An 11,352-nucleotide genomic window follows, 5' to 3' on the forward strand; every position below is an offset into this window, starting at 1 on the left:
CTCCCCTGATTCATGTACATTAACCAAGGCGAGAACAATGCATAACCACTCCAGTAATCATCAGGTCCTGAAGGAGTACTACGGCCGCGTTCTTGGCGGCACCACGGATCTTAAAACCAATGCCTGCTGTTCCGATCCTGGCACCATGCCAGCCCGTGTCCGGGATATCCTTAAGCAGATCGACCCGGCCATTACGGACCGTTTTTATGGCTGCGGATCGCCGATCCCATCGGCCCTGGAAGGATGCCGGGTACTGGATCTTGGCTGCGGTACCGGCAGAGACAGTTATATTCTTGCCAGCCTGGCAGGAGAACAGGGCCAGGTTATCGGTATCGATATGACCGATGAACAATTAATGGTGGCCACCGGGCATATTCCCTCGATGATGGAGAAGTTTGGCTTTCAGCAACCGAATATCGACTTCAGACAGGGTTATATTGAAGATCTGCAAACCCCGGGGATAGAAGACAATTCCATGGATGTGGTGATTTCCAACTGCGTGATAAACCTTTCGCCCCACAAGAAAGAGGTATTCAGGGAGATTTTCCGGGTACTGAAACCCGGTGGCGAACTGCTTTTCAGTGACGTGTTTGCCGGTCAGCGAATACCGGCCTCGTTAAAAGACGACCCGGTGCTGATGGGGGAATGCCTTAGTGGTGCTCTTTATATTGAAGACTTCCGTCGTCTGTTAACCGGGCTGGGTTACCCGGACTACCGGTTGCTTTCTGCCAGCCCGATCACCATTGCCAACCAGCAAATCGAGGAGAAAATTGGCAATATCGATTTTCAATCCCTGACCGTTCGGGTGTTCAAACTGGATAACCTTGAAGATATCTGTGAAGACTATGGTCAGGTGGCCATTTACAACGGTACCCTGCCGGAACACCCTCACTTTTTCCAACTGGACGACCATCACCGCTTTATCAATGGCAAACCGATGCTGGTCTGTGGCAATACCGCAGCCATGGTGCAGGATACCCGCTATGGCAGCCATTTTACCGTGCATGGCAACCGGAAGACCCATTATGGCCCTTTCAACTGTCTCCCGGCAGTGAGTGATGATGGGGCTGACTGCACAACTGGCGGTTGCGGTTGAGGGTCAGCCCTATCCATTGATCCATGAACCTGATAGATTACCAGGCCAGTGAGTTACAACGCTTTCTTTCCGCTATTAGCTATATTGTTAACCGGTTGCCAAATGCCCATAAAACCATCCAGCGGTTTTTGCATGGTACTGACCACCTGCCCCAATCAACAGGAAGCCGACACCCATGCCAGGGCCATCATTGAAAAGCGCCTGGCTGCCTGCGTTCAGAGCAGTCCAATCCACAGCCATTATCGATGGGATGGTGGAGTTCAATCCGACCCGGAAGTACTGCTTCGTATTAAAACCACCTGTGAGCGTTATCAGGCACTGGAGCAATACCTGAAAGCTGAACACAGCTATGATGTGCCACAGGTGATTCAGATATCCATAGAAAACGGCCTGCCAGAGTACCTTGATTGGGTAAGGGAAGAAACGGTGGTCAACGGCCAGTAAAGACGGTCAGATAGGATTCTTCAGGAAAAAAGATTTTTGTCCTTATACCGCAAGTCGGAGCGTGAAAGTATTGCTGGTCATATCCTGAAAAAGATAGCGGAGGCTATAAACGATGAATAAACGAGATATTGGTCAGTAAATCCTCGATGGACTGGATGAAATCAAGGCATTGCAGAAATGGATAAGCCCGGTGTTTTACAATGGATTTATTCTCAGGGACAACAGACCAGACTGAACGCTTCGGTTTGTACCGGCGCTTTCCTGATGGCAGCAGCCGGTTTACTGAGCAACCAGCAGAATATCACCACTCACTGGGAAGATATTCCGGATTTGCAAACACAGTTCCCTGATCTCAACGTTATCAGCAACGTCCGTTGGGTGGATGAAGGCTCTGTTATCACGTCAGCGGGTATTTCTGCGGGTATTGATATGAGCCTGCATATTGTCAGTCGCTTACACAGTGAGGTGCTGGCAGAAAAGACCGCCAGACAAATGGATTTCGACTGGCAAAAGGCCTGACAGTATCAAGTACCGCTTTCAGGAAAAGATAAACACAGTCATCGTAACTATGATACCAAGTGACTGCATGCCCTGTCGTACAATGATTTACCAATGTTGAGCAGTCCAGTCAGGCCACCCGTTGCAGAAAAGAAAGCCATTGATAACGCTGCCGATTGGGCAAAGTAAACCGCCATGCTTCGATCATGATCCGAATATTCAATGAATTGATTATAATCCATGGAATGCGAGATAAAATCATGGGCAGATTGATTCAATTTTGATTCAATCAGATTGCAGACTACAACGCTCATCATTTAAACAGCTCATTTCTTGCCGGGATCAAAGTAAAAACCAGTCTCCTGGATTTCCCAGAGCAGTCTCTTCGCCACTGGTCTGACACAATCACCTCCTGTTGCTCCAAACAATTTTGCGGGAAAAGTTTACATCAGCCACTTTTTATAATACAAATGATAACTATTCTCATTAAAATAAATTAATCAATACGGGATCCGGACAGTGAACCAGTGGCAACAGAAGCTTCATCAAGGGAATGTTAATTTTCATCAATGCAAATGGCGGTCAGCTGAAACAGCTTATCTGGACGCTGCCCGGATGCTGGAGCATGAATGGTTCAAGGATCTGGATAATCCTCAGTTAATGATGGCGTGGATTGCTGCCATGCATAATCTGGCAGCCCTTTATGAAAATCAGAAGATCCCCCAGAAGGCCAGTGAATTTCTGGTTTTCCCTTACCGGAGGATTATCACACTGATAAAGTCAGGAGGATTATCTGAGGCATTTCAGCCTCCGTTATTCAAGGCTCTGAAGTGTACTGTGATACCGCTGCTGGAGTTTTCCAAAAAGCATCGTATCTGTAAGTGCTGTCAACATTATCTCGATGAGGCCAAAGAGTGGCTAAGTCTCAGTTGGCCGGATCTACAATACTTACACAGTAACCAAAACCATATTGTTAACCAGTCTTCCCCAACGGATAGGACAATTCACTGACCCGGAGGGGGCGTTTGCACTTTGCCTGAGGCCAGGTCTCATGGAGAAAAAAAAGCCCCAAATGGCTGTTCAGCGTTATCAACGCCCAGCGCAGGCTAAACCATCTCTTTCAGCCGATACCACAGCATCCCAAGGGCCAGTAACGGCGAACGGAAATAGCGCCCACCGGGAAAAGTGATATGACGAATACTGGCAAACACATCAAACCGTTCTGCCTGGCCGGAAATAGCCTCTGCCAGCACCCTCCCCGCCATATGGGTGGCATTGACCCCGTGGCCAGAATAGGCCTGGGCAAAGTAAATGTTTGCCCCTGATCGACCAATCTGTGGCATGCGGTTGGCACCAATCCCGATCATGCCGCCCCACTGGTATTCAATAGCGACATTTTCCAGCTGAGGAAAGACCTGCAACATTTTCGGGCGAAGCGATGCGACAATATCTTTTGGATCCCGCCCAGAGTAATTGCACATACCACCAAACAACAGTCGTTTATCCGCAGAAAGGCGGAAGTAATCCAGGGCAAGGCTGACATCACAGACAGCCGTGTCTTGTGGTATCAGGTTTTGCCAAACCCTGTCCTCCAGTTGTTCTGTGGCAATGATATAACTGCCCGCAGGTAACACTTTCCCGCCAATCTTGGGTTCCAGGTTCCCCAGGTAGGCATTCCCTGCCAATACCAGGAACTGGCAGGTTACCGAACCTTTCGCCGTTTCGACCCCGGGCAGGTTACCCTTATGGATTTTCACCACCGGCGAATATTCGAAAAACTGTACCCCTAATCCCTCAGCGACACGCGCCTCACCCAGGCAGAGATTCAATGGGTGCAAATGACCACTTCCCGAGTCCAGCATGCCACCAATATACCGGTCAGTATTGACATATTGTTTGATATCATCCTGTGATAGCAGCCGCAGTTCATGGGCATAATGGCGTGCCTTCAGGAACTCATAATCTTCCGTAATCCCGGCCATCTGTTTTGGCTTGATCGCCGCATCCACATAGCCCATTTTCAAGTCACACTGAATGCCGTATTTCCGGACCCGCTCGCGTACCAGCTCAACCGCCTCAAACCCCATTCGATGGATTGCCTCGACCCCATCGGTACCGATCTGGTTGCGAAACTGCTCCGGCTCTTCCCCCATCCCCCGAATCAGCTGACCGCCATTGCGCCCGGTTGCCCCCCAACCGATTTTCCGTGCCTCCAGAACAGCAACGCGATAGCCACGCTCAGCCAGTTCCAGGGCTGTAGCGACGCCGGAGAACCCACCACCAACCACACAGACATCGACGGTCAGGCTACCTTCCAGCACCGGATAATCTGTTGCAAAGTTCAGTGACGCGGCGTAGTAAGACTGCGCATGGGCTTCGGTATGTACAGGTGCTTTGAGTTTCATAAATCATTGCCTGTTCTTATATTTCAACTTTTTCAAGAGGCAGAATTTCAGCAAACTATTCCTCACGAACTATTCCTCAGGGCCCCTGATATATCAAGGGAATTTTCAGTCTGTGTCAGAGTCTAAAAATTGATACTTATGACGAGCTTTTTTTTATGACACCCCTCAAGGAACCCGGCAAACAACATTTATCTTTCAGCACAAACCCGCCCCGGGGAGCCGTTGAAGAAACAGCGCGTCCTGCGAAACACAATCAATATTCGGTAAAACCGGATGATGGAGTAGCGATCGCCGGAAAAATTACCGGAGAATCCATTGACCTTCCTCTACCTGAAAAGGCACTTATCAATAAAAGAGCCAGTCGCCACTACACCCCACTGAATGAAACCGAACAGGTGATAGTGCAGCGCTTGCCCCTGAAAGAACCGGTGGAAAGCAGAAAAATCAACGAAGGAGGGTCTTCTGTGGTAAAAAAAGTATCGGATGGACAACAAACCATCGCTGTGAAGCTGTTAAAAGATAAAACAGCCTCAATAGAGCGGAGACTCATTCAGCAGAAAAACGGAGAGATATCAGGGCTGAATATTCCGGATCATCCGAATATTGTTAAAACTCTGGCGGTTTTAGTACGGCGAGAGGCTAAAAATGAATATCGTTTGATCCAACACGGAGATCCTGATTTTTCTCTGGCTCTCTACAGGCCCATGGCCTGCGTTCTCGAATATATTGATGCCATTGACCTGTGTGAAAGCCTTGTGAATAAAAAAGTCCAACCCGGTCTAGACCTTGCAGTTGATATTGGCAGAAAAATCTGTGCCGCATTAATGTGTATTCATGATCAGAATTTGGTGTATCGGGATATTAAGCCCGACAATATACTTTATGCCCCCCCAAAAGCCCCGGGGGAAGAAAGCATTGTAAAGCTAACCGATATGGGGCTCACCAAACACCTGAAAAAGGACGATTATACCAGAACCCTCTGTGGCACTGTTGACTATGTTGCCCCCGAGATTCTCTCTGAGAGTAGATATAATTATACCGTAGATGCCTGGTCACTCGGGGTGCTTCTATTTGTTGTATCCACCGGAATACGATTATATAACTCAAACGATCACTCTGAGGTTTATAAGGAAATCATCCGTTTCAATAAAAAAAATGAGGCACAAAAAAGGTCATACATGCTGTCAAGATTCAGATTTTTTCATCCTGAATTGTTGAACATCATGCTTTCGCTGTTTCGTCAACCGAGACAGCGATTGGCATTGCCAGAAGCGAAAGCAGCGTTGGACCGGTTAGCAGGCTTAAAGCAGTGAAATCCAGGTAGCTTTCAACTCCGTGTATTTATCAAAGGCATGGAGCGACTTATCCCGACCATTACCGGATTGCTTGAAGCCACCAAAAGGCACCGTCATATCGCCACCATGGTAGTTATTGATAAACACTGAACCGGCCCTGAGTCGCCTGGCTACCCGATGCGCTTTGCCAAGATTACCGGTCCAGAGCGCTGCCGCAAGGCCGTAGTCGCTGTCATTGGCAATGCGGATTGCCTCCTCCTCATCATGGAAGGTAATAACCGACAGCACCGGCCCAAAGATCTCTTCACGGGCAATGGTCATCTGATTATCAACCTGGTCAAACACCGTGGGTTCGATATAGTAACCACCCGTTTCCTCCATAACCCGGCTTCCCCCCATCACCAGCTTTGCGCCTTCCTGCCTGCCGGTCTCGATATAGCGGAGCACATCGCGGGTCTGAATATCATCAACGATGGCACCGGACCTGGTTTCAGGGTCCAGGGGGTGACCGGGTCGCCAGGTGGCCATCTGCTTTTTCAGCAGTGATATAAACTCGTCGTGTATTGAAGCTTCCACCAGGAGCCGCGACCCGGCAGTACATACTTCGCCCTGATTATAACCGATAGCCATGGCAGCATAGCTGGCTGCTTTTTCAAGGTCGGGAGCATCAGCAAAAATAACATGAGGACTTTTACCACCAGCCTCCAGCCATACCCGCTTCATATTCGACTCACCAGCATAGATCATCAGTTGCCGTGCCACTTTGGTAGAACCGGTAAACGCAAGGCAATCAACATCCGGATGAAGTGCCAGCGCTTTTCCAGCCGTGTGGCCAAAACCGGGCAGCACCTGCAAGACACCTTTGGGCAAGCCGGCCTCTGCGGCCAACTCTGCAATTCTGATCGCTGTCAGCGGTGACTTTTCTGAAGGCTTGAGAATCACACTGTTACCGGTAGCCAGTGCCGGCCCCAGTTTCCAGGAGGCCATGCTTAATGGGAAGTTCCAGGGAACAATGGCAGCAACAACCCCGACCGCCTCCCTGGTAACTAGGGCAAGACTGTCCTCACCAACCGGAGCTACTTCGTCGTATATTTTATCGATGGCCTCGGCACACCAGCGAATACAGTTGGCACTGCCGGGAATATCATCACCCAGGGCATCGCTGATGGGCTTACCCATATCAATCGATTCCAGCAGCGCCAGCTCCTCCAGATGCTGATCAATTTTGCGGGCAAAGGCCTGAAGAATTTTTTTGCGGGCGACCGGAGATTTGCGGGACCAGACGCCAGACTCAAACGTTGAACGGGCAGCAGCAACCGCACGATTGACATCCGTTTCATCACAGCTGGCTACACGGGTCAGAAGCCTGCCATCCACAGGAGAGAAACAATCAAAGGTGTCACCACTGGCAGCATCAGTGTATTCACCGTTGATCCAGGCCTGATGGCGGAGCTCCAGCCCATCGGCCATAGCCTGCCATTGCCCGCGCGCTCTGGTCGCCATAACTGCTCCTGTTATTATTGTTTGAGGGCATTTGTTGATAAAAGCACATTAACGAAATGCAGTACTTGATTCAATACAGATTGTTTGAAATATTGTACACACTGTTTGAAATCACTCGAAAGCACGGCATTCTGCTGATTTTTGATGAAGTCATTACCGGCTTTGGTCGGGTTGGTACAGCCCTTGCTTCCGAGCGCTGGGGGGTTGAGCCTGACATTATGACCACAGCAAAAGGACTTACCAACGGGGCCATCCCCATGGGTGCCGTCTTGGTCAGCGATCAAATACACGACACATTCATGACTGGTCCCAAAAACAGGATTGAGCTATTCCACGGCTATACCTATTCAGGCCCCCCGGTTGCCTGTGCCGCAAGCCTGGCAGCCCTTGATATTTATCAGACAGAGGGTTTGTTTGAACGGGCTATAGCGTTGGAAGACCTGTTTGCCGATGCCCTGCTGAGCCTGAAGGATCTGCCCAATGTGATCGATATTCGCAACACCGGACTGGTTGCGGCCATTGAGCTTGCACCGGAACAGGGCAAGCCCGGGGAACGGGGTTATAAAATCTTCAGGCACATCTACGAAAATGGCGTGCTCGTGCGTTGGGCTGGCGACTTACTGGCGATGTCACCACCTCTGATCATTGAACCTGCACATATTGAGCAGCTGGTATCGGCTCTCCGTGAAGGTATCCTGTTTTCCCATCAGGCCAAAGACCGGTGATTTTCAGCGCCGGATCAATCAATAAACTAACTGAAAAAACGTGTGATCAAAAACTGAAAGCAGACATGTCCCAGATAGACACCCACGATCCCTGTAACACCTGACAATACAGGGGGAGCAGGGATCGGCAAGCGGAAGTAGCTGAAGAGCATACCTACGGCAAAACCAGTGGCTGTAGCAATAAGGGCTTCGTTCATCAGGTGGCACCAGAAGAAACAGCAGGAAAACCTTATATTAGTCCATGAAAACAGCCCCTGAAGTCTGATTCAGGGAAGCGAAGCTTAAGCAACATAATAAGGTGGATTATGAAAACAGATACCCGGCCACTGATCGGTGTCACAGCAGACACGGCAATGGATGGCCTGCACCGTGTACATCAGGCTGGAGAAAAATATCTCACCTCTGTTGTTCATGCTGCCAATGCCATCCCTGTTATCATCCCTTCTCTGCCTGTTCCCATGGATAGTCAGGACATTCTTTCACAGCTTGACGGCCTGCTGGTTACTGGTGCTTATTCAAATATTGAACCCCGGCGCTACGGCGGTGCACCGGCTAACTCTGCTGTTTCACAAGAAAGCACACACCATGATAGCCAGAGAGATAACACAACTCTGCAACTTATCCCTGATGCCATAGCACTGGGTATTCCTTTATTAGGCATCTGTCGTGGGTTGCAGGAAATGAATGTGGCATTTGGTGGAACACTGCACGCGACACTGCACACAACCGGCCAATACCAGGAGCACCGTGAAGATAAAAAAGCACCGTTAGCGGTACAGTATGGACCAGCCCACCCCATCATTATTGAGCCCGAAGGTATACTTGCTGCTATCGCGGGTACTGGTGAGCAAATGGTCAATTCCGTGCATATGCAGGGCATTGATCGCCTCGGTGCAGGCCTGAAAGTTGAAGCCTGCGCGCCGGATGGCCTGATCGAAGCCATTTCCGTTGAAAACAGCAAAAACTTTGCACTCGCCGTTCAATGGCACCCGGAATACAGGGCTGAAGATAGTCTGTTTTCCATGAAGATCTATCAGGCATTTGCCGAAGCCTGTCGTACAAGGCATGACCAACGATTGCCTCGTCATCACTAAAAACATAACCATAAGCAAAGATACTATGAAAAAGCTGGCCAGCTGGTTAAAAGCGCAGAGAATCACCGAGGTCGAAGCGGTCATATCCGATTTTACCGGTATCGCCCGTGGCAAGATTATGCCCAGTAGCAAGTTTATTGCCGAAAAAGGCATACGACTGCCGGAAAGTTTGCTGATTCAGGGGGTGACCGGAGATTACGTCGATGATGAAATCTACTATGAGCTGATGAATGCCGCTGAAATCGATATGATTCTCAAACCCGATGAGTCCGCTGTCCATATGGTACCCTGGGCACTGGAGCCAACGGCGCTGGTTATCCATGACTGTTACGATAAGCAGGGCAACCTGATCAGCATGGCACCAAGGGCAGTACTGAAAAACGTTCTGGCGCTTTATGAAGCCAAAGGCTGGAAGCCCGTCGTGGCACCTGAACTGGAATTTTACCTGACCAAACGCACCGCTAATCCGGACCACCCGTTGCAGCCGCCGGTTGGCCGATCCGGGCGTCCTGAGTCTGGCCGCCAATCCTATAGCATTGACGCTGCCAATGAATATGACCCTCTCTTTGAAGATGTTTACGACTGGAGTGAACAGCAGGGGCTGGATGTAGATACCCTGATTCACGAAGAAGGTGCGGCCCAGATGGAAATCAACTTCCGTCACGGTGATGCGCTGTCTCTGGCAGACCAGGTATTTATATTTAAACGCACAGTACGGGAAGCGGCATTAAAACATAAGATTAATGCCACTTTTATGGCCAAGCCCATCAGTGGTGAACCGGGCAGCTCCATGCACCTGCACCAGAGTATCCTGGATAAACAGGGAAACAACATTTTCAGCAACGAAGATGGCTCCCCCAGCAAGATGATTTACCACTATATTGGCGGACTTCAGCAGTATGTCTCGGAAGCCATGCCTCTTTTTGCGCCGAACGTAAACTCCTACCGTCGTTTTCTCAGGGACACCTCTGCGCCGGTAAATCTGGCCTGGGGTATTGATAACCGGACTGTCAGTCTGAGAATTCCTGACTCATCTCCTGCCAACCGCCGTGTTGAAAACAGGCTGGCAGGGGCTGACGCCAACCCATACCTCGCCTTTGCGGCATCACTGCTTTGTGGTTACCTTGGCATGGTTAATGCCGCAGAGCCAACACAAGCCGTTACCGGAAATGCCTCTGATGATTCCAACGACAAAAGACTTCCACTTAATCTTGAGGAAGCCCTTGAGCTGATGGAAAAGAGTGAAATTCTCAAAAAGACCCTGGGAAGACGCTTTGTTCGTTCCTATGTTGAAGTGAAGCGCACTGAATACCAGAACTTCAAAGAGATTATCAGCTCCTGGGAGCGTGAATATCTGCAGATGACCGTTTAGAAAAATAATTAAACCAGGAACAACTCTATGACTGTCTTTCACCACCCCGATTGATATTTTCCTGAAATCTGATGTCAAAGGACTGATCAGATCTTCAGGAACACCGATATGCCGCCAGTTCAATACCAGTTTAAGAACCTTAATCATCTTGGCTTGGTTGCCGCCATGTGCCGGGAGCTAAAGATAGCCGAATATTTCGACGCACACATAACCAATGACTCGGAGGCACACAATGTCACCATTGGACAGGCTGTGGTTGCAATGATCATCAATGGGCTGGGCTTTACAGGGCAGACCCTCTACCTGGTCCCTGAGTTTTTTGAGGACAAGCCGATTGATCGCCTCATCGGGGAAGGCATACAGGCAGAACACTTAAACGACAAAATACTTGGCCGCTCTCTCGACAGTCTTTATGACGTTGGCGTCAGTGACTTATACCTGAATCTTGCCATTAAGGTCGTCAACCATCTAAAGCTGACCTGCAAGGCATTAAACCTGGACGGCACCAGTTTTCATACAGACGGTGTCTATAACAGTAATGAAAACCCTGATGACTTGAACTGCATCCATATCTGCCGCGGCTACAGCCGTGATCACCGACCTGACCTGAATCAGGTTGTCTTGCAGCTAATCACCGAAAATGAGGCGGGTATCCCTGTGTTTATGGCACCTGCGAGCGGTAATGTAAACGACAAGACTTGCTTTCAGGAAATTATCAAAAATTATTTGTCGTGTTTTAAGTCGGCTTTGAATAACCGTTATCTGGTTGCAGATGCAGCCATGTACGTTGCTGAAACCCTCCAGTTGCTTGATAAGCAAAAACAGCTGTTTATCTCCCGGGTGCCGCTGAATATCAAGGATGCCAGGGAGCTGGTCAGCAAAGCGCCTGCCATGGCACTGGAGCCTGTTGAAGGCTATGA

The 11,352-nt window shown here is 49.5% G+C and carries 11 protein-coding genes and 2 pseudogenes; 9 read left to right on the top strand and 4 right to left on the bottom strand.

The window, feature by feature from the left end; translation table 11 throughout:
- Window positions 1–37: 37 nt before the first annotated feature.
- From J7439_RS17940 to J7439_RS17950, 3 genes and pseudogenes are all read left to right on the top strand, one after another.
- The gene (locus J7439_RS17940) at window positions 38–1,096 is read left to right on the top strand and encodes a methyltransferase domain-containing protein (RefSeq protein ID WP_209203328.1); all 1,059 of its coding nucleotides are present in this window, start codon (window positions 38–40) and stop codon (window positions 1,094–1,096) included.
- Between the two features lie 132 nt (window positions 1,097–1,228).
- On the top strand, window positions 1,229–1,540 hold the full coding sequence (gene cutA, locus J7439_RS17945; protein ID WP_209203329.1) for a divalent-cation tolerance protein CutA: 312 nt from the start codon (window positions 1,229–1,231) through the stop codon (window positions 1,538–1,540).
- Window positions 1,541–1,711: 171 nt separating this feature from the next.
- Window positions 1,712–2,059: pseudogene (locus tag J7439_RS17950) on the top strand (DJ-1/PfpI family protein); the annotation flags it as partial.
- Between the two features lie 47 nt (window positions 2,060–2,106).
- On the opposite strand, the gene J7439_RS17955 reads toward J7439_RS17950, so the two are convergent.
- Window positions 2,107–2,355 (bottom strand): hypothetical protein, encoded by a 249-nt coding sequence (locus J7439_RS17955; protein ID WP_209203331.1) that lies wholly within the window; start codon window positions 2,353–2,355, stop codon window positions 2,107–2,109.
- Window positions 2,356–2,557: 202 nt separating this feature from the next.
- On the opposite strand from J7439_RS17955, the gene J7439_RS17960 reads away from it, so the two are divergent.
- Window positions 2,558–3,049: a DUF2753 family protein gene (locus J7439_RS17960; RefSeq protein ID WP_209203332.1), complete on the top strand. Its 492-nt coding sequence runs from the start codon at window positions 2,558–2,560 to the stop codon at window positions 3,047–3,049.
- A gap of 95 nt (window positions 3,050–3,144) precedes the next feature.
- Here the strand turns inward: J7439_RS17960 and J7439_RS17965 are convergent, their stop codons facing one another.
- Window positions 3,145–4,443, bottom strand: coding sequence for an NAD(P)/FAD-dependent oxidoreductase (locus tag J7439_RS17965; RefSeq protein ID WP_209203333.1), 1,299 nt, complete (start codon window positions 4,441–4,443; stop codon window positions 3,145–3,147).
- Between the two features lie 428 nt (window positions 4,444–4,871).
- Here J7439_RS17965 and J7439_RS17970 point away from each other — a divergent pair, with 428 nt between their 5' ends.
- Window positions 4,872–5,756: a protein kinase domain-containing protein gene (locus tag J7439_RS17970; protein WP_209203334.1), complete on the top strand. Its 885-nt coding sequence runs from the start codon at window positions 4,872–4,874 to the stop codon at window positions 5,754–5,756.
- On the opposite strand, the gene J7439_RS17975 is transcribed toward J7439_RS17970, so the two are convergent.
- Window positions 5,745–7,241, bottom strand: a complete 1,497-nt coding sequence (locus J7439_RS17975) for an aldehyde dehydrogenase (protein WP_209203335.1) — start codon at window positions 7,239–7,241, stop codon at window positions 5,745–5,747. The genes J7439_RS17970 and J7439_RS17975 overlap by 12 nt on opposite strands.
- Window positions 7,242–7,333: 92 nt before the next feature.
- On the opposite strand from J7439_RS17975, the pseudogene J7439_RS17980 reads away from it, so the two are divergent.
- Window positions 7,334–7,966 (top strand): annotated as a pseudogene (locus J7439_RS17980) (aminotransferase class III-fold pyridoxal phosphate-dependent enzyme); the annotation flags it as partial.
- Between the two features lie 26 nt (window positions 7,967–7,992).
- On the opposite strand, the gene J7439_RS17985 reads toward J7439_RS17980, so the two are convergent.
- Window positions 7,993–8,163, bottom strand: coding sequence for a XapX domain-containing protein (locus J7439_RS17985; RefSeq protein WP_209203337.1), 171 nt, complete (start codon window positions 8,161–8,163; stop codon window positions 7,993–7,995).
- Window positions 8,164–8,271: 108 nt separating this feature from the next.
- Between J7439_RS17985 and J7439_RS17990 the strand changes: the two genes are divergently transcribed.
- From J7439_RS17990 to J7439_RS18000, 3 genes are all read left to right on the top strand, one after another.
- Window positions 8,272–9,060 carry a gamma-glutamyl-gamma-aminobutyrate hydrolase family protein gene (locus J7439_RS17990; protein WP_209203338.1) on the top strand — a complete coding sequence of 263 codons (789 nt, stop codon included), beginning with the start codon at window positions 8,272–8,274 and terminating at the stop codon, window positions 9,058–9,060.
- Window positions 9,061–9,085: 25 nt separating this feature from the next.
- Window positions 9,086–10,432 carry a glutamine synthetase family protein gene (locus tag J7439_RS17995; RefSeq protein ID WP_209203339.1) on the top strand — a complete coding sequence of 449 codons (1,347 nt, stop codon included), beginning with the start codon at window positions 9,086–9,088 and terminating at the stop codon, window positions 10,430–10,432.
- 108 nt (window positions 10,433–10,540) lie between these two features.
- Window positions 10,541–11,352: IS1634 family transposase (locus J7439_RS18000; protein ID WP_209203340.1), on the top strand; the 812-nt coding region annotated here is incomplete at its 3' end.

This window comes from Salinisphaera sp. G21_0 (genome assembly GCF_017744115.1).
GTDB lineage: Bacteria > Pseudomonadota > Gammaproteobacteria > Pseudomonadales > Endozoicomonadaceae > Endozoicomonas.

Bases quoted from the DNA above. Each gene is read 5' to 3' on its own strand.
- J7439_RS17965 (WP_209203333.1), bottom strand. From the start codon at position 4,443: ATGAAACTCAAAGCACCTGTACATACCGAAGCCCATGCGCAGTCTTAC.
- J7439_RS17975 (WP_209203335.1), bottom strand. From the start codon at position 7,241: ATGGCGACCAGAGCGCGCGGGCAATGGCAGGCTATGGCCGATGGGCTG.
- J7439_RS17995 (WP_209203339.1), top strand. From the start codon at position 9,086: ATGAAAAAGCTGGCCAGCTGGTTAAAAGCGCAGAGAATCACCGAGGTC.
- J7439_RS17940 (WP_209203328.1), top strand. From the start codon at position 38: ATGCATAACCACTCCAGTAATCATCAGGTCCTGAAGGAGTACTACGGC.
- J7439_RS17955 (WP_209203331.1), bottom strand. From the start codon at position 2,355: ATGATGAGCGTTGTAGTCTGCAATCTGATTGAATCAAAATTGAATCAA.
- cutA (WP_209203329.1), top strand. From the start codon at position 1,229: ATGGTACTGACCACCTGCCCCAATCAACAGGAAGCCGACACCCATGCC.
- J7439_RS17985 (WP_209203337.1), bottom strand. From the start codon at position 8,163: ATGAACGAAGCCCTTATTGCTACAGCCACTGGTTTTGCCGTAGGTATG.
- J7439_RS17990 (WP_209203338.1), top strand. From the start codon at position 8,272: ATGAAAACAGATACCCGGCCACTGATCGGTGTCACAGCAGACACGGCA.